The sequence below is a fragment of the Bradyrhizobium diazoefficiens genome (assembly GCF_016612535.1).
Lineage (GTDB): Bacteria > Pseudomonadota > Alphaproteobacteria > Rhizobiales > Xanthobacteraceae > Bradyrhizobium > Bradyrhizobium diazoefficiens_C.
The window spans coordinates 1,258,871-1,279,055 of the sequence record NZ_JAENXS010000002.1 but is presented as its reverse complement, the minus strand read 5'-3'; the positions used below and the strand labels follow the sequence as shown (position 1 = coordinate 1,279,055).

At 64.2% G+C, this 20,185-nt stretch carries 23 protein-coding genes; 14 read left to right on the top strand and 9 right to left on the bottom strand.

The features are described 5' to 3' along the window. Positions 1–268 precede the first annotated feature (268 nt). The 7 genes from JJE66_RS22985 to JJE66_RS22955 all read left to right on the top strand — a co-directional run bounded on the left by JJE66_RS22985 (position 269) and on the right by JJE66_RS22955 (position 5,161). On the top strand, positions 269–577 hold the full coding sequence (locus JJE66_RS22985) for a hypothetical protein (protein ID WP_246756507.1): 309 nt from the start codon (positions 269–271) through the stop codon (positions 575–577). 500 nt (positions 578–1,077) lie between these two features. Further along, positions 1,078–2,313, top strand: a complete 1,236-nt coding sequence (gene nhaA, locus JJE66_RS22980; RefSeq protein WP_200516765.1) for a Na+/H+ antiporter NhaA — start codon at positions 1,078–1,080, stop codon at positions 2,311–2,313. A 90-nt stretch (positions 2,314–2,403) separates the two neighbouring features. Then, on the top strand, positions 2,404–2,784 hold the full coding sequence (locus JJE66_RS22975) for a nuclear transport factor 2 family protein (protein ID WP_200516764.1): 381 nt from the start codon (positions 2,404–2,406) through the stop codon (positions 2,782–2,784). 303 nt (positions 2,785–3,087) lie between these two features. Beyond that, positions 3,088–3,555, top strand: coding sequence for a TerB family tellurite resistance protein (locus JJE66_RS22970; protein ID WP_200516763.1), 468 nt, complete (start codon positions 3,088–3,090; stop codon positions 3,553–3,555). After that, positions 3,552–3,914, top strand: coding sequence for a hypothetical protein (locus tag JJE66_RS22965; RefSeq protein WP_200516762.1), 363 nt, complete (start codon positions 3,552–3,554; stop codon positions 3,912–3,914). The genes JJE66_RS22970 and JJE66_RS22965 overlap by 4 nt, the downstream gene beginning before the upstream one ends. Continuing rightward, positions 3,911–4,546, top strand: coding sequence for a TerC family protein (locus JJE66_RS22960; protein WP_200516761.1), 636 nt, complete (start codon positions 3,911–3,913; stop codon positions 4,544–4,546). Before JJE66_RS22965 ends, JJE66_RS22960 begins: the two co-directional genes overlap by 4 nt. A gap of 33 nt (positions 4,547–4,579) precedes the next feature. After that, positions 4,580–5,161, top strand: a complete 582-nt coding sequence (locus JJE66_RS22955) for a TIGR00645 family protein (protein WP_200516760.1) — start codon at positions 4,580–4,582, stop codon at positions 5,159–5,161. Between the two features lie 24 nt (positions 5,162–5,185). Here JJE66_RS22955 and JJE66_RS22950 read toward each other — a convergent pair whose 3' ends face one another. Then, positions 5,186–6,124 (bottom strand): LysR family transcriptional regulator, encoded by a 939-nt coding sequence (locus JJE66_RS22950; RefSeq protein WP_200516759.1) that lies wholly within the window; start codon positions 6,122–6,124, stop codon positions 5,186–5,188. Positions 6,125–6,284: 160 nt separating this feature from the next. On the opposite strand from JJE66_RS22950, the gene JJE66_RS22945 reads away from it, so the two are divergent. Next, entirely contained in the window at positions 6,285–6,863 is a 579-nt protein-coding gene (locus JJE66_RS22945; protein WP_200516758.1) for a hypothetical protein, read from the top strand. Between the two features lie 52 nt (positions 6,864–6,915). On the opposite strand, the gene JJE66_RS22940 is transcribed toward JJE66_RS22945, so the two are convergent. Together JJE66_RS22940 and JJE66_RS22935 are read right to left on the bottom strand one after the other, a co-directional pair. Beyond that, positions 6,916–7,362, bottom strand: a complete 447-nt coding sequence (locus JJE66_RS22940; protein ID WP_200516757.1) for a hypothetical protein — start codon at positions 7,360–7,362, stop codon at positions 6,916–6,918. 14 nt (positions 7,363–7,376) lie between these two features. Further along, on the bottom strand, positions 7,377–7,751 hold the full coding sequence (locus tag JJE66_RS22935) for a winged helix-turn-helix domain-containing protein (protein WP_200516756.1): 375 nt from the start codon (positions 7,749–7,751) through the stop codon (positions 7,377–7,379). Positions 7,752–8,067: 316 nt separating this feature from the next. Here JJE66_RS22935 and JJE66_RS22930 point away from each other — a divergent pair, with 316 nt between their 5' ends. Next, positions 8,068–8,331 (top strand): hypothetical protein, encoded by a 264-nt coding sequence (locus tag JJE66_RS22930; RefSeq protein ID WP_200516755.1) that lies wholly within the window; start codon positions 8,068–8,070, stop codon positions 8,329–8,331. 7 nt (positions 8,332–8,338) lie between these two features. Here JJE66_RS22930 and JJE66_RS22925 read toward each other — a convergent pair whose 3' ends face one another. From JJE66_RS22925 to JJE66_RS22915, 3 genes are all read right to left on the bottom strand, one after another. Next, positions 8,339–9,130 carry a hypothetical protein gene (locus JJE66_RS22925; RefSeq protein WP_200516754.1) on the bottom strand — a complete coding sequence of 264 codons (792 nt, stop codon included), beginning with the start codon at positions 9,128–9,130 and terminating at the stop codon, positions 8,339–8,341. An 18-nt stretch (positions 9,131–9,148) separates the two neighbouring features. Continuing rightward, complete coding sequence (locus JJE66_RS22920; protein ID WP_409362850.1) at positions 9,149–9,487, bottom strand: hypothetical protein; 339 nt, start codon at positions 9,485–9,487, stop codon at positions 9,149–9,151. 126 nt (positions 9,488–9,613) lie between these two features. After that, positions 9,614–10,363: a hypothetical protein gene (locus JJE66_RS22915; RefSeq protein WP_200516753.1), complete on the bottom strand. Its 750-nt coding sequence runs from the start codon at positions 10,361–10,363 to the stop codon at positions 9,614–9,616. A gap of 236 nt (positions 10,364–10,599) precedes the next feature. Here JJE66_RS22915 and JJE66_RS22910 point away from each other — a divergent pair, with 236 nt between their 5' ends. Then, complete coding sequence (locus JJE66_RS22910) at positions 10,600–11,262, top strand: response regulator transcription factor (protein ID WP_200518683.1); 663 nt, start codon at positions 10,600–10,602, stop codon at positions 11,260–11,262. Continuing rightward, positions 11,259–12,569, top strand: coding sequence for an ATP-binding protein (locus tag JJE66_RS22905; RefSeq protein ID WP_200516752.1), 1,311 nt, complete (start codon positions 11,259–11,261; stop codon positions 12,567–12,569). The genes JJE66_RS22910 and JJE66_RS22905 overlap by 4 nt, the downstream gene beginning before the upstream one ends. A 3-nt stretch (positions 12,570–12,572) precedes the next feature. Here the strand turns inward: JJE66_RS22905 and JJE66_RS22900 are convergent, their stop codons facing one another. Beyond that, on the bottom strand, positions 12,573–13,469 hold the full coding sequence (locus JJE66_RS22900) for an alpha/beta fold hydrolase (RefSeq protein WP_200516751.1): 897 nt from the start codon (positions 13,467–13,469) through the stop codon (positions 12,573–12,575). Positions 13,470–13,650: 181 nt separating this feature from the next. Here JJE66_RS22900 and JJE66_RS22895 point away from each other — a divergent pair, with 181 nt between their 5' ends. The 3 genes from JJE66_RS22895 to JJE66_RS22885 all read left to right on the top strand — a co-directional run bounded on the left by JJE66_RS22895 (position 13,651) and on the right by JJE66_RS22885 (position 17,387). Then, on the top strand, positions 13,651–15,039 hold the full coding sequence (locus tag JJE66_RS22895) for a class II 3-deoxy-7-phosphoheptulonate synthase (RefSeq protein WP_200516750.1): 1,389 nt from the start codon (positions 13,651–13,653) through the stop codon (positions 15,037–15,039). Positions 15,040–15,043: 4 nt separating this feature from the next. Then, on the top strand, positions 15,044–15,397 hold the full coding sequence (locus JJE66_RS22890; RefSeq protein ID WP_200516749.1) for a diacylglycerol kinase: 354 nt from the start codon (positions 15,044–15,046) through the stop codon (positions 15,395–15,397). Positions 15,398–15,629: 232 nt separating this feature from the next. Continuing rightward, complete coding sequence (locus tag JJE66_RS22885; protein ID WP_200516748.1) at positions 15,630–17,387, top strand: NAD+ synthase; 1,758 nt, start codon at positions 15,630–15,632, stop codon at positions 17,385–17,387. A gap of 219 nt (positions 17,388–17,606) precedes the next feature. On the opposite strand, the gene JJE66_RS22880 is transcribed toward JJE66_RS22885, so the two are convergent. After that, positions 17,607–18,578, bottom strand: a complete 972-nt coding sequence (locus JJE66_RS22880) for an IS110 family transposase (protein WP_200513218.1) — start codon at positions 18,576–18,578, stop codon at positions 17,607–17,609. Positions 18,579–18,908: 330 nt separating this feature from the next. Beyond that, on the bottom strand, positions 18,909–20,075 hold the full coding sequence (locus JJE66_RS22875) for a DUF2865 domain-containing protein (protein ID WP_200516747.1): 1,167 nt from the start codon (positions 20,073–20,075) through the stop codon (positions 18,909–18,911). Positions 20,076–20,185 lie beyond the last annotated feature (110 nt).

Genomic DNA, 20,185 nt, shown 5'->3' with positions numbered 1-20,185 from the left:
GCCAGTTCGGTTGCGGAGCAGCAAGCGGCCCCGGCGGCTCGACGCGGAGAGCCCGTTCGGGAAGAAATCAGGTGGTCGCGCCGGAGGTTAGATCGCCCGCTGGCTCTGACAGTCCGACGTTTCGCCGGAGCACCGCGCTTGCGGGATGGCGACGTGACTTGTCTAACTTGTCAGCAAGCCATGCCAGCGCGCGTGCAGTTGCGCCGATCCGCCGATTGACAATGTGTTCATGTTTTGTTCTTATGCTGCGACCGAGATGGAGGCAGCCATGGACAACCGCATCAACGACATTCGCAGAACCATCAGAGCGCTCCGCGTCAGCATGCGCGAAGCGGAAGCAATCATGCATGAGCAGATCAACCGCGACGAGGACTGCAGCTTCGTGGCGCAGGAAGTCCTCAAGATGCGCGCGGTCATGAGTCGGCTCGTGAAAGAGCGAACTGCGCTGGGCGATCACGAGCCGATCGTTGTGAGCAGCTTCTTCATCCCGAGGCGCCGGTCGACACGAAAGCCGCTCGCTGCTCCTGCTCCGACCGTCGCTTCCGTGTTCCGTCCACGCCTGGTGGCGAGGGTCTGACGCGGAGGGTGGCTCAATCAAAGGAGTGAAGCGCGGCCCGATCCGGCTTGCCGGCCGGGCTGTCCGCCCACTTCGCCACCTCCATGGTCCGCACGTCAACTCGGCGCTATGCGATCCTTCGCGGACGGGAGCGGGTTCCGCGTCGAATCCGCTCGAAATTGCACGGCGATTCGAAATTGCGAGGCCGAACGGAACAATCTGGACGCCTCGTCGAAGCCGTTGCGCATGAAACATCCGCTCGCCGCAGGCGAACGGATGGCAGTTTCTGACCCGTCACCGCGGTGTTGGTGGCGGCGCGCGCGTGGTTTCCCGTCGGCAATGTGTCGTGAGGACCACTAACGATCTTTGCTGCGTCAGGGTTCCGACTGTCGTTCGATGCCGATGCGCGGGGCAGGGGTTGCGTTAATCTCATCGCATTGTAAAACAGCGCCGGGTGCTCGCTGCGTGTGGCAGCGACAGGTCAAGCGATGGTCGGGCCGCCACGCAGGATGCGTGTGCCCATGAATGATCAACTGCCCGGCAGGCACCTGCCCAAATCCCCGTTTTTCGTCGCGCGGGCGCTCACCACGCTCCGGCATTTCCTGCATGTCGAGGCCATGAGCGGCGTCGTGCTGTTGGCGACAGCTGTTGCCGCACTGCTCTGGGCCAACTCGCCCTTCGCCCATTCTTATCACGACGTCTGGAACCTGCCGATTCCGCTTCGCCTCGGCGAGTTCAGCTTCGTAAGACCGCTGCATTTCTGGATCAACGACGCGCTGATGACGGTGTTCTTCCTGGTCGTCGGCATGGAGGTCCGTCGCGAAATGCACGAAGGCGCGCTCAGCAGATTCGATCAGGCCATTCTGCCGGTGCTGGCGGCTGTCGGCGGTGTCGCCGTGCCCGCGTTGATCTACCTGACCTTCAACAACGTCGCGGGGCGCGACCAAGGCTGGGCGATACCAACTGCGACGGATATTGCCTTTGCGGTGGGCGTGCTCGCGCTGTTGGGACGAGCGATCCCCGCCAATATCCGGGTGTTTCTGCTCGCCTTGGCCATCATCGACGATATCATCGCAGTTCTCATCATCGCGCTGTTCTACAGCAGCGGACTCGATCTCAACGGTTTCATCGTCGCATCGTTCGGTGTTCTCATGGCGCTGGGATTTCAGCGCCTCGGCTTCGGCTCCGCGTTTGCTTACGTCCTGCCGGCCCTCATTGTCTGGGCGGGGTTCCTCATCGCCGGCGTGCATCCGACGCTTGCGGGTGTCGTGCTCGGCTTGATCACGCCGGTCCGCTCCGCGAAGCCCGAGATCGTGCCGCCCGTCATTCGCGTGGAGACGGCACTGCATCCCTGGGTCGCCTACGCAATCATGCCGCTGTTCGCGCTGGCCAATGCCGGTGTCGACCTCAGGAGCACGGAATTCACCGGGGGCGCCCAGTTTGTGATGCTCGGCATCGGGCTTGCGCTCTGCGCGGGAAAGCCGATCGGCGTGATCGGTGCGACCTGGCTCGCGGTGCGCACCGGTTGGTGCCGGCTGGCACCGGGCGTGTCATGGGGCGGCGTCTGCCTCATCGGGCTCCTGGCCGGCATCGGTTTCACCATGTCGATCTTCATCGCCATGCTCGCGTTCACCGACGACAGACTGCTGGACGCCGCGAAGTTCGGCGTGCTGCTCGGCTCGCTGATCTCGGTGACGCTCGGCCTCGGATGGGGGGCGGAATATGCCCACCGGCTGCACAGACAGCTCGACAGCTAATCCCGTTCGCCGAGCGTTTCGACGTAGGCCTTGCCGTAGGGATAGAATTGCGCTTCCGAGGAGCAGAAGCCGCAAGGACGGGAGACCGCGATGGATGATCAGGTGAAGCTGGCGGCGCTCCAGCGCCATTGGGACGCTTCGGACGGGAACGATTTCGAGGCCGAGCATGACATCTATTGCGAGGACGCCGTGCTCGACTATCCGCAGTCCGGCGAGCGCATCCGCGGCCGCCGGAACATTCAGGAGAGTCGCTTCGTGCAGCCCAACAAGAAACGGTTCACGGTCCGGCGGATCATCGGCGGCGGCGATCTCTGGGTGAGCGAATTCGTGCTGACCTATGACGGTGTACCGTCCTACGTCGTCAGCATCATGGAATTCCGGGACGGACTGGTGGCGCACGAGACGCAGTATTTCGGCAATAGGTTCGACCCGTCACCGTCGCGTGCGCATCTTGTGGAGCGAGCGGGGTAGAGACGCGCTAAGTAATCCACTGTCATTCCCCGCGAAGGAATACGGCAACACGGAACCGATGCGGCGGCTGGTCGCACTGCCGTCGACTTGATTTCGATGGACCCCTCTTTATCTCTCGGGGAACAAGAATCCGGGCCCCTCTGGCGAGGACGTCGACGATGTCGGCAAAACCTCGCGATGTCGGATGACCTGTCCCGCGCGAATGCGATGGATCGGCCGATTGTCGGGCCTTCTCTGTTCCCTCCGACCCAATCGTCCGCATCGCAACTCCGCGCGGCATTTTCGCCAAGTCGAGGAGCAACGATGTCTGACGCCAATGATTCCAATCCGGTCGAAATCGAGATCACCGAGCCGTCCAGCCTCAACGAGCAGGCGGCGGTGGCGCTGGTGATCGCCGGTGCGCTTGTCGCCGTGGCCGACCGCCGCGTTTCGCCGGTCGAGCGCGACGAGGTGATCTGCTTTATCCGGGATCGCAAACTGGCGCCGCACATCAGCGCCGACCGGCTGTTCGCCATGTTCGACGAACTGGCCGAACGGCTCGAAGAGCCCGACTTCGCCAATGTGGTGATCGACACGCTGCGGCCGGTCTCGGACCTGCCGCTGTCGTCCCATCTCATCGAGCTGTCGGAGCGCGTCGCGGCCGTGGACGAGGATGTGCATCCGCACGAGGTGCAGGCGATCAAGCTGTTGCGCCTGCTGACACTGGTTCTGCCGCGCGCGAAACCGGTCGGGCCGGCTGTAGTCGGCGCGGCCGCGAGGGAACGAGCATGAGCGCTGCTTCGGACGAGCAAACGACGAGATCCGAGGGTGCCACCGGCCGGCCTGCCGGTGGTGACCCGCGCCTCGATGCGCTCGTCCATCGGTTGCCGCCGCGCCTTGCCGGCACCGTCAATTATCTCCTGCAACCGTCCAGCCGTTGGGTCCGGATTCCCTCGGGCGCGCTGCTCGTCGTCGGCGGCGTGCTGTCCTTCCTGCCGGTGCTCGGCATCTGGATGCTACCGCTGGGCCTCGCGCTGCTCGCCGAGGATGTGCCGGCGTTGCGTGCGTCGCGTTCAAAGGTGTTCGACTGGATCGAGCGCCGCAAGCCGCATTGGCTGGACCCATCCGCGCCGAAAAATGATCAATCATGATTGAATTCATCACCGCCGACGCGCTGACCGCGCTGCTTCAGGTGGTTCTGATCGACCTGGTGCTTGCCGGCGACAATGCCGTCGTCATCGGTCTCGCAGCGGCGGGCCTTCCGGCCGGGCAGCGCCGGCGCGCCATCGTCGTCGGCATCGTTGCCGCGACCGCGTTGCGTATCGTCTTTGCCGGCGTCGCGACCCAGCTGCTTCAGGTGATCGGCCTGCTGCTCGCCGGTGGCGTGCTGCTGCTCTGGGTGTGCTGGAAGATGTGGCGCGAGCTGCGCGCGCAGGCTGCGCAGGCGGGCGAGCTTGCCTTCAGCCATGGCGGCGGTGCCGCCATATCGGCGCCGCGCAAGACGTTCGGCCAGGCGGCAGCGCAGATCGTCGCGGCCGATGTCTCGATGTCGCTCGACAACGTGCTCGCGGTCGCGGGTGCGGCGCGCGAGCATCCCTATATCCTGGCGTTCGGTCTGCTGCTGTCGGTCGCGCTGATGGGCATCGCCGCCGATCTGCTCGGCCGGGTGCTGCAGAAGCAGCGCTGGGTCGGCTATGTCGGTCTCGCCATCATCGTCTACGTCGCCTTCGAGATGATCTACCGCGGCTCGCTCGAGCTCGCGCCGGTCATCGCAAGTCTCTAAGGCGCGTGTCCCGTCTGCAATTCGGAGTGATCAATGGCTTCTGAACCCACAGCACTTTCGGCCGTGCCTTCGCCGCGGCCGCAAATCGGACCGTTCGCGCAGCTGATCTTCGGCTCGCGCTGGCTGCAACTGCCGCTCTATGTCGGCCTCATCATCGCACAGGGCGTCTACGTGCTGCTGTTCCTGAAGGAGCTCTGGCACCTCGTCGCGCACTCGTTCGACGCCAGCGAGCAGCAGATCATGCTGATCGTGCTCGGACTGATCGACGTCGTCATGATCTCCAACCTGCTGGTGATGGTGATCGTCGGCGGTTACGAGACATTCGTCTCCAGGCTGAACCTGAGCGGCCATCCCGACGAGCCGGAATGGCTCAGCCACGTCAACGCGAGCGTGCTCAAGATCAAGCTTGCGATGGCGATCATCGGCATTTCGTCGATCTCGCTGCTCCGGACCTTCATCGAGGCCGGCAATCTCGGCACCACGCGCAGCAATTTCACCGAGACCGGCGTGATGTGGCAGGTCGCGATCCACCTGACCTTCATCATCTCCGCGATCGGGATCGCCTGGGTCGATCGCCTCAGCGGGAGCGGTCACCGCAAAGTGGGTCACGGCTGAGGGCAAGCCGGCTTCGCAGGGACCTTACGAACCCTGCGGATACGCCGCATTCTCCCGCCGCTCGCGTTCGCCCAATTCGCGGACGATCTCCTGGAGGAAGGACTCGATGAAGGCGGGCAGGGTGCGCTCGGCGCGGACGTAGATGCCGAGGTCGGACCACACCGGGCTGCCGGCATTGTCGAGCGGCAGGAAGACGAGTTGGCTGTCGCGTGACAGCCGGCCGATGCCGATCTGGGTCTGGAAGGCAACGCCGACGCCGCGCGCGGCAAGCTCGCGCATCAGGTCGATCGAGTTGGCCTGGATGGCAGGCTCCGGCGTCTCGGAGAGCTGCGCAATCAACGGCTGGAGCAGATGGTAGATCGACAGCTCCGGCAGCGCCTGGATGACCGGGAAGGCGAGACATTGCTCAAGCGTGACCGTCTTGCGGCGCGCCAGCGGATGTTCGCGCGCAACGAGCGCGCCGAGGCGAAACCGTTTCAAGGCAACCTGCCGCAGGTCGGGTGGATGCCTGAGCGCGATGGCGATGCCGATATCGGCCTCGCCCCGGCGCAGGGCTTCGAGCACGTCGGAGGACCCCATCACCTCGGCGGTGAAGCTGACACGCCGGGCCCGGCCACGGTGCGAGGCAATCAAATCCGGCAACACCGATTCCGTGAGCGACTCGATGCAGGCAATGCTGACATTGCCGTGCCAGGCACCGGACAGGGATTGGACGTCGGACCGGAAGCGGTCGAGGTCCTGGAGCACGTTCATGACGTGGCGGGCGAGCATCTCGCCGACCGTCGTCAAGGTCAGGCCGCGTACATTCCGCTCGAATAGAGGCGATCCAACCTCTTGTTCAAGCTTGAGAATCTGGCGGCTGACGGCGGACGAGGCGACCTTGAGATCGCGCGCTGCGGCGCGGATCGAGCCGGTGCGGCGGACGGCATGGAAGTACTGGATCGAAGGTGAGTGAAAGCGCATGGAACCCCCACCGGCACTATAGCTGTTGCCGAAACGGCAGCAATATGTACGAATTTCTCTGTCTTTTGAGAGCGCCGATTTCACCCTAGTGTCATGTGGTGATGGGCCTGTCGGGCCCGCGCGGCGACGCGCCCGCGACGATGCGGCAGGGGATTTTGGGGTGAACGAGACTATCGCTTGCGAGCTTGAGCACGGGCGGGATGCCCATCTCGTCGACCGTCGCCGCGCGGCCGCCTATGTCGGCGTGACCGCCGGCCGCTTCGAGCAGCTGGTGCGCGACAATGTCGTGCCGCCGCCGGTCATGGTGGACAACAAGCGGCGCTGGCGGGTCGCGTTGCTCGACGTCGCCAGGGAGGCGGTCGGCAGCAGCATGCCGTCCCTGCCGCCGGCCATCGCCGATGCCGCCACCGAGACGCGCTCCTGCGATCGTGACGCCGTGCCGTCCTCGCCCGAACTGCCCGATCAGGCCTGGTTCGAGCAGCGCGCGAGCTTCGTGCAACGCGTGCGCCGGTCGCTGCTCTCGGGCAACGAGATCCGCCTGTTGCGCGAGTTCAAGGTGCTCAAGCAGAACCAGATCAGCATGTACGGTTATTATGGCAGCTTCGAAGCCCTGATGGTGCGCGGCTACATCCTCGAGACCGACCGCAAGCCGCCATCGAGCCGACCGCTCGTGACCTATCGCCTGACCACGCAGGGCGAGCAGGTGATATCCGCGCTGAAGGACGAACTGGTCTTCTGACCGGCTACTTGAGCACCTCGTAAATGCCGCTGGCGATGAGGTGCTTGTAGGCTTAATCAGCCTTCGATCGTTCAATTTCGCTCAGATAAGCGGCCCACTCAAATTCAAAGGGCCCGAGGCCGAACTTTGAGGCGGCATCAGATCCATTTTCATACGCGAAATCAGACCACTGCACGCCGCGTTCGGTCCGTGAAAGACGAGTGGTAATGGCGCCACAAGCGAAGTCGCCACACTCCGGGCAAACAAACAGAGCTACACGGTGGCCGCCGGCAGGGACATCCGAAGTCAACATAGCAGCCGTTCTTCCGTTGACCCCTCGAGCTATCTCTCGTTCGAACTGCGGGTTCGAGAGAGAGCCACACATGTCGTATTCGAGGGCTTGGGTGGCTTCGAAGAGAGACACTCCATTGACGATGAAATCAAACGAGTGCCGCTCGAGCTTCTGCGGATTTGCGCTACCGATCCGATGAAGGGGGACAAGCCTTATCTGATCCGTCATCTCAGCCCGTCTGCTCACGATTTGCGCGAGCGAGCGATATCGCTCTTGAGCGCTGCCAGATCCTTGTGCACCGCGCGCGCGGCGTCGCGCTCGATCTTTCGGTAGCGCGCGACAAGTTTCTCGCCGAACGGCGTCAGCATTGCGCCGCCGCCGTTCTTGCCGCCGGCCTGCGGTTCGACTGCGACCTGTCCGCAGATGCGGTTGATCTCGTCGACGAGATCCCAGGCGCGCTTGTAGGACATGTCCATGGCGCGGCCGGCCGCGGAGATCGAACCGTGCTCGCGGATCTGCTCCAAAAGCTCGATCTTGCCGGGTCCGATCCGATCCTTGCTGTCGAGGTCGATCCGAAGGCTCAATTGGGGAAGCGATTTGACGCTCGCGCGCGGCATGATCGGGTCTCTTCGACAATACTTCGGAGACTGCCATTCTTGCCCGCTGCGGACAAGGTGAGGGCACCGGATATCCGGGATGCGTCTCTCGACAATTTCGAGGATGCGCTGCATCGCCCGACGGCAAAGAAGGCACATTTGCAACCAAGAAATATTCCTCCGTGAGGAGGAGCCGCGACATCGGTAAGCTCGAGATCGATAAAATTGTCTGCAATCCGTTCGGCGGCGGCAAACCCTGCGGACAAGAACTGCTGCGCCTTAAACCAGGGCTTTGGAACCAGCGTGCATCCTCGCGGCAAAAGGGTGGGGCATCAGCATGTCAGTTCTCAGAGAGATCGTCGCGGCGGTCGCGGGAGTCTACGCGCTCCTGTTCGTGTGCGACGCGTTGTTCGGCGTCGGCGAGGCGCGCTTTGACGACGCCTATTACAGCGCCAGCTTCTACGCGCCGCGGCCGAAGGAATTCCGTTTCGCCGGCGATACGCCGCCGGCGGTGCGCGTCAGCGATGCCTTCGCGCAGTTCTCGGCGATGGAGTCCAAGCCGAACAAGCGCTACTCGTCGCTGACGACGATCATTCGCTAGTTGATTCTCAGGTTTGTTCTGCCGCTTGGCGGCCGCCGTGATGCCGTCCCGCGCGCTGCGGGATCAGCAGCAGGCAAACCAGCATGAACGCAGCGATCACGGCCGAGGCGAGCGGGCGGCTCAGGGCCAGCCCGCCGTGGTCGAGCGGCTTGTCGAGGAAGTCGCCGACGGTGGCGCCAAGCGGCCGGGTCAGGATGAAGGCTGCCCAGAACAGCGTGACGCGGGAGACGCGGGTCCAAAAGTAAAGCGCGGCAATGACGGCGAGCCCGGCCGCGAAGATCAGCGCGCCGCCGCGGTAGCCCATATCGCCGGTGTCGGCGAGCCAGTCCCCGAGCGCAGTGCCGAGCGTCTGCGAAAAGGTGATCGCGCCCCAATAAAAAGCCTCGACGCGGGGCGTGCTGACGCTGTTGACCGAGATCGTCCCCTCGGCGCGATACCAGAGCCCGAGTACCAGCACGAGGCAGGTCAGCAGCAACGTCGAGCCGCCGGTGTAGCCGATCCCGAGCGAGCGGTCGGCGAAGTCGGCCATCGTCGTGCCGAAGGTGGTCGATGCGACGATGGTCGCCCAGTACAGCGCCGGATGGAATTTGCGGGCACGGATTTGCAGTGCGACCAGGACGATCATCGCTGCTAGGAACAGGCACGTGCCGGCGAGGTACCCCCAGTTCAGCGTCATCGTCACTGTGTCGCCGCCGGTCTCGCCCAAGGTCGTGGCGGCGATCTTGATGATCCAGAACCCGAGCGTGATTTCGGGGACCTTGCTGTCGCTGATGGAGCTGCTCTTTGTGTAGTCTTGCATCGTGTCCTATCCTCCGCCTTACGCCTTGGTGACGCTATCCATAATCGCGAGCAGATCGGCGATGGCCTGCTTGCATTTCGCCGCATCCGGCGTGCCGGCTCGCAACGCCTCCAGCGCGCGATCGATCGCCTTGTCGACGCTGTGCCAGTCGGCGGCCGCCCGCGGCTTCAATCCGGCCTCGGCCTCGTCCCATTTGGTTTCGAGGTCCTTGATCCTTGTCTTGGCCTCGGGCAGGTCGCCCTTGTCGATCAGCGCGGCGACATCGACGACGATGCTGCGGAACGGCGAGAGATCACCGAGCTTCGCGGTCGCGGCCTCCGCCAGCGGCACGAAAGTAATGTGCTGGCTCGCATTCATCCGTGGCTCGCCGGAAAAAGTTGTCACCAGGCAAACGGCGATGGCGGGAATGAGTTTCATCATGTGGTGTCTCCATGTGGGGCTCCCGCGTCCAAGCAGGGAGCGGTGAGGGCTTTGCGATTGGAGCTATTGCGCGGGATCGGCCCCATGCGTGCCATCGCCTTCGAACGTGGTCCAGGCGACGAGGCCGACGATCACGGTCAGGAAAACGATGCTGGTCTGGATGGTGCCGAGGCCCAGGCCGCCATAGTCGCGCGACTGCGACAGCAGATCGCCGAGCGAGGCGCCGAGCGGCCGCGTCAAGATGTAGGCGAGCCAGAAGGTGAGGACGGGATGGCCGTCGATGGAGAAGGCGAACGCCACGGCGACGATCAGCATGCCGAAGACGACGACGCCGAGCTGGAAGCCAAGCCCGAGCGCTTCCGTCGCGAGGTCGCCGGCCGCCGTGCCGAGCGCGAAGGTGAACAGGATCGCCGTCCAGTAGAATAGCTCGCGCCGCGCCGTGACGATGCTGTGGATCGACAGCGTGCGCTCGGCGCCGTACCAGATGACGAAAGTTGCCGTGAGCGCGCAGGCGAACGCTGCGGTACTGACATAGAGGCTGATTTCGAGCTTGTCGGTCAACAGATCCGTGAGCTGCGTTCCGACGATGCTGACGAGGACGACGGTGAGCCAGTAGATCCAGGGCACGTAAGCGCGGCGGCTTAGTTGCATCAGGAGCGCGGCAACCAGCAGGCTGCTCATGCAGATCGCGGTCAGGCTGGCGCCGAGGCCGACATGCACCGCGAGATAGTCGGCGCCGGTTTCGCCGACCGTGGTCGAGAGAATCTTGATGGCCCAGAAGATCGCGGTGATCTCCGGAACCTTGTTCAGCATCCGTCTTGCGCCAACACTTGTGCCAAGGCCTGAATATTGCGACACGCCCAAATCTCCCGAAGCAGCGATGCCAAACCGTCGCGCAGCCGACTTAGGCCCGGCTTAGGGATGAGAAAGTTCGAAGCAGCGCGGCCTTCGCCGCAATTTGGGCCCGCTGGGGCTCCCTAACTCTGCGCTAAGTCGGAATGGTCATGATTTTGACGGCCGGATGGCGCGGCCGTTTTGAGGATCGCGTTTTGCGGGTTCTGCTGATCGAGGACGACAGGATGGTTGGCGCTGCCATCGAGCAGGCGCTGAAGGATGCCGCCTACGCAGTCGACTGGGTCCGGGACAGTGAGACGGCGCTGCTTGCCGCCGCAAGCGAGTCCTACGAAGTGCTGCTGCTCGATCTCGGCCTGCCGAACGCGGATGGCCGTGACATCCTGCGGCGGTTGCGCGCGGATGGTCGCAAGCTTCCGATCATCATCGTGACCGCACGCGATGCGATCGACGACAGGATCGAGGGCCTCGATCTCGGCGCCGATGATTACCTCGTCAAGCCGTTCGAGATCCGCGAGCTGCTGGCCCGGATGCGCGCGGTGCTGCGGCGTGAAGGCAGTGGTGGATCTGCTCTGCTTGGTAACGGCAAGCTCAGCCTCGACCCGGCGACACGCGAGGCCTCGCTGTCTGGCCGAACGGCGATCCTGACTGCGCGCGAGTTCGCCCTGCTCCAGGCCTTGCTGACGCGTCCCGGCACCATCTTGTCGAGGGGCGAGCTCGAGCGGCAGCTTTATGGCTGGAACGAGGAGGTCGAGAGCAACGCGGTCGAATTCCTGATCCACGCCATCCGCAGGAAGCTCGGTGCGGAGGCGATCCGTAACGTGCGCGGGATGGGGTGGATGGTGGATCGCCCGTCATGATCAGGTCGTTGCGCGGCCGGTTGTTCATCAGCTTGACGGCGGTCGTCCTGCTGACCGGCCTCGTGGGAGGCGTCTTTGCGCACCGTTGGGCATTCGACGAAGCCATCGAGACGCAGGATTCGGTGCTGATCCAGATCGCGGGCCTGGTTCAGAGCGGTGGTCTTACGGGCGCTCAGGACCTCCATGGGGTCGACGAAGACGCCGAGGTCTGGCTGATCGAACTCGGGAGGACGCCGCAGGGCACGCCCGAGGAACGCCAGCTGTGGCGACTTCAGGATGGGATGCGCGATGCAACGCGAAAGGGAAAACCGGTCCGCTTGGTGCTGCGGACGCGGTCCGACGGCAGCCGCTTTGCGGTTGCGCAGAGCACGGGGGTTCGGGACGAGATCGCGAGCGACATGGCGTTCCGCACCGTGCTTCCGATTGGGGCGCTGATTCCTTGCCTCATGCTGGTGATCGCCTTTGTCATTGCACGATCGCTGCGTCCGATGGTGCGCCTGGCGGACGAACTCGATGCCAGGCCGGCTGACGACATGACCGCGCTCCCGCTTCGCGAGCTTCCGAGCGAACTCAATCCATTCGTGTCCTCGATCAACAGCTTGTTGCGGCGGGTGCATGACATGATGGAGCAGCAGCGCAGGTTCATCGCCGATGCCGCGCACGAATTGCGAACGCCGCTCACGGCACTGAGCCTGCAGGCCGAGAATCTCGATCAGGTCGAGCTGCCGCCGGCAGCGCGCGAGCGGCTCGCGGCGCTTCGGCAGGGCATGCGCCGCAGCAAACACCTTCTGGAGCAGCTGCTGGCGCTGGCACGTCAGGACGCAACGTCGCCCGATCGTGCGCGATGGGAGGTCGTGGAGCTCGATCGCGCGGCGAGAGGGGTTATCGCCGATCTCTTGCAGGAGGCGATCGGCCGCGGCGTCGATCTCGGCTTCGAACGAGCCGAGTCTGTTCCGGTGCGCGGCGAGTTCGTCATGTTCACCGCCATGATCCGTAATCTCATCGACAACGCGCTTCGGTTCACGCCGGAGGGTGGCAGGATTGATGTGGCGATTTACCACGAGGGCACGATGGCCGTGCTTCAAATCGAGGACACCGGGCCCGGCCTTGCCGCCGACGAGATCGGCCGGATTTTCGAGCCGTTCTTCCGGGGTCAACGTCCGGAAGGTGACGGTGTTGGTCTCGGCCTCGCGATCGTGAAGCGGATCGTTGATCGGTTTGGCGGCTCGATTGAAGCCGCCAATGTCACCGACCCCGGGCGAAGCGGATTGCACGTTGTCGTCAAATTGCCAGTGGCGATCGCCTGACCCTCACTCCCCCTGAATCCACTCCGCCACGCCGCGCCACAGCGTGTCGCGGTGCTCCGGGCGGAAGAAGCCGAAATGGCCGATCGCCTTTGCTCCGATGTCGGACGGTTTCACGGTCAGCACCTCTGGCTTGATCGCGGTGAAGCCGGACGTGAGCAGTTCGACCGCCGGCCGCGTTGCCCAGGGATCGTCGGAGAAGCAGAGCGCGCGAAGCTCGCCCTTGAATTTGGCAAAATTCTCCAGCGCCGGCAGTTTGGAATCGAAGAGATAGCGCGGGCTGGAGACCCAATCGGCCCATTGCAGGAAGACGCCCTTGGGCAGATCCTCGCCGATGCCGACCCAGCCCGGCGCGTAGCCGAGCGCGTGGACCAGCGGCACGCCGACGAAATTCATGAAAGCGAAGACGCGGTATTTCTCCGGCGAGGTCATCAGCCGCCAGGTCGCGGCCTGCGAGGCCAGGAATGCGGCGCGCGAAATCTCGCTGTTGTTTTCGATCAGCCCGAGCGCCTGGCCGCCGAAGGAATGGCCGACATAGGCAAGGGGCAGGCCCTGATAGCGCTCGCGCATCCAGCGCACCGCGGCGGTAACGTCTTGCGCAGCCCAGTCCGACATCGAAGCTTTGAAGCCGACCAGCGACTTCGGCTGGTTGTAGCCGACCATCGCCGGCTGCCGGGAGTCGCCGATGCCGCGATAGTCGTAGGTCATGACCGCGCAGCCGCGATGGGCGAGATAGGAGGCAAAGGCGCGATAGATTTTTCGCGGGACAGCGGTCGCTGAATTGATCAGGACGGCATGGCGCTTGGCGCCGCGCGGCAGGAACAGGTTGCCGGTCAGCGGATACCCGTCGGTCGCCGGGAAGCTGATCTCGTCGATGAAAACATCGTCCAGTGCCGCGTCCATGGGTGGAAGCTGTCTTGCCGGTTTCCTCTGCCACCCCTAGCAAATGCGAATTCAGCTTTTCCCGCAAGGGTTTGCAATGCGAAATGGATTTACAACTGGCGGCGCGGGGCCAGCCTGTGTATAACGCGGCCCTCGCAACCCACAGATCAGGTTGCACTTTTTGCTTCACGGAGAGATTGCAATGTCCGAGCGGTGGACGCCCGAGTCCTGGCGCAGCAAGCCGGTGCTACAGGTGCCCGACTATCCCGATGCCAAGGCCTTGGCCGACGTCGAGGCACAGCTTGCGACCTTTCCGCCGCTGGTGTTCGCGGGCGAGGCGCGCAACCTGAAGAAGGCCTTGGCGCGCGTGGCCTCGGGCGACGCCTTCCTGCTCCAGGGCGGCGACTGCGCGGAGAGCTTTGCCGAGCACGGCGCGAACAACATCCGCGACTTCTTCCGCGTGCTGCTCCAGATGGCGGTGGTGCTGACCTATGCCGGCGCGGTGCCAGTGGTGAAGGTCGGCCGCGTCGCCGGCCAGTTCGCCAAGCCGCGGTCGTCGCCGACCGAAAAGATCGACGGCGTCGAGCTGCCGAGCTATCGCGGCGACATCGTCAACGACATCGCCTTCACCAAGGAAGCACGCGTGCCGGATCCGCAGCGGCAGCTGATGGCCTATCGCCAGTCGGCCGCGACGCTGAATCTGCTCCGTGCGTTCGCGACCGGCGGCTACGCCAATCTCGGCAGCGTGCATCAATGGATGCTCGGCTTTCTCAAGGATTCGCCGCAGTCGCGCCGCTACAAGGAATTGGCCGATCGTATCTCGGACGCGCTCAACTTCATGCGCGCCTGCGGCCTCGATCTGGAGGCCCATCCGGAGCTGCGCGCCACTGATTTCTACACCAGCCATGAGGCGTTGCTGCTCGGCTACGAGCAGGCCATGACCCGCGTCGATTCCACCACCGGCGACTGGTACGCGACCTCGGGCCACATGATCTGGATCGGTGATCGCACCCGCCAGCTCGACCACGCCCATGTCGAGTATTTCCGCGGCATCAAGAACCCGATCGGCCTGAAGTGCGGCCCGTCGCTCAAACCCGACGAGCTGTTGAAGCTGATCGACGTACTCAACCCCGACAACGAGCCGGGCCGGTTGACGCTGATCAACCGCTTCGGCTCCGACAAGATCGCCGACCATCTGCCGGGCCTGATCCGCGCGGTGAAGCGCGAGGGCAGGGTCGTGGTCTGGTCGTGTGATCCCATGCACGGCAATACCATCACCTCGACGTCAGGCTACAAGACGCGGCCGTTCGACCGCGTCCTGTCGGAGGTGAAGTCGTTCTTCACCATCCACGCCGCCGAAGGGACGCACGCCGGCGGCGTGCACCTGGAGATGACGGGGCAGGACGTCACCGAATGTATCGGCGGTGCCCGCGCCATCACCGACGAGGATCTCAACGACCGCTACCACACGGTCTGCGACCCCCGTCTCAACGCCGAGCAATCCATCGACATGGCTTTCCTGGTCGCCGAACTGCTGAAGCAGGAGCGTGCCGGCAAGGTTAGGCCGATGCCGGCCGCAGCGGGGCTTTGAGACCTTGCTGCGCATCTGGAAGGCCACGATCAATTCCCGCAACGGTATGGCCTTTGCGTTCCGCTCGGAACAGGCCATCCGCGAAGAGATTTTCGCGCTCATCTTGTCGTTGCCGCTCGCCTGGTTCATCGGCTCGACGGCGACGCGAGCGGTCGAGCTGGTTTGCGCGGTCGCCTTCGTGCTGGTGGTTGAGCTGCTCAACACCGCGATCGAGAAGCTCGCCGACCGCCTGACCATGGATCACGACAAGCAGATCGGGCGGGTCAAGGACATGGGCTCGGCCGCCGTCGGCGTCGCGCTGCTGATGGCCGGGGCATTCTGGATCCTCGCCGTCGTCGAGCGATTGGGGTTTCTCTAGAGCGCGGAGATTATCGATTGAGCGTCGGTGCCCGAGGCTCCTTCACCTCTCCTCAACGAGGAGAGGTCGATTTGCGTCTCGCGATGCGCGGCATCGTCGAGCGCAAATCGGGTGAGGGGGCTCAGATCCCACGAGATACCGTAACCCCTCACCCGGATTGCTCTGGACGATGCTTCGCATCGCCAGGTGCAATCCGACCTCTCCCTTCGGGAGAGGTGACGGAGAGCGCTCGATGACCGAACGTCTCAACGCATTCGCGGTCACGCTCGCCCAGCTCAATCCGACCATGGGCGATATCGACGGCAATGCTGCCAAAGTGCGCGCTGCGCGGGCGCAGGCTATCGCCGACGGCGCCGATCTCGTGCTGTTTCCGGAATTGTTCATCGCCGGTTATCCGCCGGAAGATTTGGTGCAGAAGCCTTCCTTCCAAGCCGCCTGCCGCGCCATGATCGAGGCGCTCGCGCGCGAGACCGCCGACGGCGGCCCCGCCATGCTGGTCGGCACCCCCTGGGTCGAGGACGGCAGGCTCTACAATGCCTGTGCGCTGCTCGATGGCGGGCGCATTGCGGCGCTGCGCTTCAAGTGCAATCTGCCGAATTACGGCGTGTTCGACGAGAAGCGGCTGTTTGCACGCGGGCCCGCGTCAGGGCCCGTCACAGTGCGCGGTGTGCGCATCGGCGTGCCGATCTGCGAGGATATCTGGCTGGAAGAGTCCGAGGACTATGAGAACGTGGTCGAGACGCTCGCCGAGACCGGCGCCGAGATCATTCTGGTGCCGAACGGCTCGCCCTACGCTCGCGACAAGACCGACGTGCGCCTGTCGGTCGCGGTCGCGCGCGTCACCGAGAGCGGCTTGCCGCTGGTCTATCTCAACCAGGTCTGCGGCCAGGACGAGCTGGTGTTCGACGGCGCTTCCTTTGCGCTCAACGGCGATCTCTCGCTCGCCGCGCAATTGCCGGCGTTCGAGGAGAACGTCACCACGCTGCGTTTCACCAGGAACGGCGGCGATTGGCGTTGCACGGGTCCGATCGTGGAGCAGCCCGAGGGCGACAAGGCCGATTATGCGGCCTGCGTGCTGGGCTTGCGCGACTACGTCACCAAGAACGGTTTTCCCGGCGTGCTGCTCGGCATCTCCGGCGGGATCGATTCCGCGCTATGCGCAGCGATTGCGGTCGATGCGCTCGGCGCTGACCAGGTGCACGGCGTCATGCTGCCTTATCGTTACACGGCGCCACACTCGATTGCGGATGCCGGCGAGCTCGCCGGCCATCTCGGCATCCGTTACGAGGTGTTGCCGATCGCGGCAGCTGTGACCGGCTTCGAGACCATTCTGTCCGGCGTCTTCAAGAACCTGCCGCCTGACATCACCGAGGAAAATCTCCAGGCCCGCACCCGCGGCACACTTCTGATGGCGATCTCCAACAAGACCGGGCTGATGGTGGCGACGACAGGCAACAAGTCGGAGATGTCGGTCGGCTATGCCACGCTCTATGGCGACATGAACGGCGGCTTCAATCCGATCAAGGATATCTACAAGACGCAGGTGTTCCGGCTGGCGACGCTACGGAATACCTGGAAGCCCGACGGCGCCCTCGGACCCGCAGGCGAGGTGATCCCGTCCGACATCATCACGCGGCCGCCGACGGCCGAATTGCGCGAGAACCAGACCGATCAGGATTCGCTGCCGGCCTACGAGGTACTCGATGCCATTCTCGAGCGTCTGGTCGAACGCGAGGAGCCGCTCGACCAGATCATCGCTGCGGGCTTCGACCGCGAGACGGTGACCCGCATCGACCATCTCCTCAACGTCGCCGAGTACAAGCGCCGCCAGGCCGCGCCCGGCGTGAAGGTGACGCGGAGAAATTTCGGCCGCGATCGCCGCTATCCCATCACCAACCGCTTTCGCGATGAGGGCAAGCCGCTCACCGCGCCGGACGAGACGCTTGTCGCGCGCGGCAGCCGCGCCTCGATCGACGCGTTCGAGGGCTAGACTAGGGCTGTTGAGTTAAGAGTAGCAACCATTAAGTATGGCGTCCCGATAGCCTTGAGGCTGACGCCGCGCGCCGCGGCCGTCAAGGCGTGGCCTGGCGGCAGTTGATGTGAGGTGAGACGCGCGCGACGGCCATCCTTGACGGCCGCGGTGCGCGGCGTCGTCTTGACGGCAGGTCGGGACGAAGAAACGGTCGCCTGGTCGAACCAAGAAACGCGATCAGGTGACGGACACACTCACGGTTTTGGGCGGTTCAGCGACCCACGGTGTTCCGCGGGCGACGACGGCGTTGATGATGACGATCAGCTTTCTGGCACAGGCGACGAGCGCGCGCTTGTGGCCCTTGCCGGCGGCGATCAGCCGGCTGTACAGGGCCATGAGCTGCGGGTTCCAGCGGAAGGAGGCCGGAAGAGCTGCGGTGTAGAGTGCCTGACGCAAGCGCTGGCGTCCGCCGTCAATTCGACGGGCGCCGATATGCTTGCCGCTGTCGTCATCGTAAGGCGCAAGTCCGGTGAGGGCTGCGGCTTGCTCGCGGGTGATCCGACCGATCTCGGGCATCCTGATCAAGATGGCAACCGCGGTCGGCAAGCCGCTGCCGCCAACGCTGTAGATCAGATCGAGACGTGCGGCGAGATCGCGATGCTTGCGGATCGCTGCCACCAAGGCCTTGAACTCGGCTCGTCTGTGCTTGGCCAACAGAGCAATCTGCTCCTTCCAGAACTTCTGGATACGCTCGTCACGGCAGCTCTCCAGCCGATTTTTGAGCTTTGCGATGTCCTCCTTGATCTGGTCGATCATCGTCAGATGCACGGCAAAGGGCTGCAGCCGGGGGTCTGGAGCGGGATGGATGTTCTTGACCGCGGCGGTGCAGGCCGCAATCAACGCAGCATCGATCTTGTCGTTCTTGGCCCGTTGCAAATGGAACGTGGCATAGGCACGGACCTGGATCGGCTGAAATACGATGACGACAAACCGCTTGCGTCGCAGTTCGGCAACCGCCGCCTGCTCATAACCACCGCTCGCCTCGATCCCAACCCTCTTGACCTTGTGGCGCTTCAGCCACTCCACCAACTCCTGGTGACCTTCCGCCGTGTTCTTGACCTGCAGCTCCTCCGAACTGCCATCGAGCGCCACGTCGAGCTTGTCTTTGCTAGTATCGATTCCGGCACAGATCGTGTTACGTTTGGCCATCTTCCTCGACCCTCCCTTGTGATGCGAACCTGAAGTTCGTTCAACCATGCGGGTCCCGATGAAGTGCCGACCGCGATCTTGCTACGAAACGCAGCTCTCAGGGGCTTCGGTGGGCATCGATCCGATCGATCGGCGGCCCAGCCCGGGTGGCCACCCGGGCTGGGCCATTCCTCACGGAACCAGCCCATCATAGCCCGGCCCGCCAATACAAGGGTGGGCAAAGCGAAGCGTGCCCACCACTTCTTTCCCGATCGCGGCGAGACGGTGGGCACAGCGCTACGCGCTTTTGCCCACCCTACAGTCGCTTCGCGACATCGTGCTTGGAGCAGCCTATTTCTGCTGCGGCAGGAAGGTCGGGCCGACCGAGCGGATCGGCTTGTTCTCCGACGTGGTGGTGGTGCTCGCGTCCGCAGGAGGTGCCGCGGCCGGAGCGGTGGCCGTCGTCGGCGCCGGAGTTGCACCCTTCCTGGCATTCGCAGGCGCGCCCTTGGTGAGCTGCCGCTGCTGCATCTTCCTGGCGCTCTCCTCGGTGACGATGATGTCCCCCTGCTGCTCGACCGCCGCCTTGTCGTCGGCCGATTTCAGCGCGTCGGCCCAGCTCTGGCCCGCCGCCTTGCAGGAGCAGGACGGATTGAACTCGCTGCGGAATTTGAACGCGGTCGGCAGCGACGTGTAGGGCTGACCGCTGACGGAGACCGCGGAGTTCATGTCCTCGCCAGGATTGCGGTAGGCATAGAGGGAAGCTTCAGCCGCCGGACAAAGCGCCTTGCAGGTCTTCTCGTCGTCGGCGAAGCGTCCCGGCACGGTGGCAAACGAGATCGGGAAATAGGCGCCGTCGCAAGTGCGCACGCACACGGTGCGATAGGTGCCGGATTGCGGGCCGAGATCGGCGGGCGGTGCGCCCGGCGGATTGTTGGCGTTGTTGCCGCCGAACAGATTGCTCAGGAAGTTGCCGCCCTGCGACTGCGCGGCATTGGCGTATTGCGGGCCGCAATTGTTCTGCGCGAGCGCAATCAGCACCGAGCGGCGCTGGCTGTCGCGCTCGGGGCTGCCGCCGGGGCCGCCGTCGCGCAGGCGTTCGAGATTGCCGGTGATCTGGTCCAGATTGGCGCGCATCTGCTGGATTTGGGTGTTGACCGGACTGCATTGCGCCGACCGGCCGTTGAACAGCGAGAAGAAGCCGGAGGAATCGCAGCCCATGCGCTTGGCCTGCATGGTGACGCGATCGAGCTCGGCCTGCTGGCGGCTCTGGGAATCCTGGTAGCGGCGGATCTGGTCGTCGCGCGCGGGATCGCCGCTGGCGCCACCGTTGAGCGCAGCGAGCTGTCCTTCCAGCCGGGAGCACATCGGGTTCGGCCCGAGCCCGCCCTGTGCGGGTGGAGGCGGCGGACCGGCCTGTGCAAAGGCGTCAGTGGCGAGCACGACGCTGAGAAGCACGGCGCAGGCAAGGAGAGAGCGGGGACGGGACAGAGACAAAAATTCAGGCATATCCGCCATTCTAGCGAGGTCACGGCCCGAAGTGACTTTCCAATGCGATTTGGGGGGCCGAACGCGCCCTCCAATAGCCGCTTCCTGCGGCATCGTCACGTCGTTTCAGGGCCGAAGAT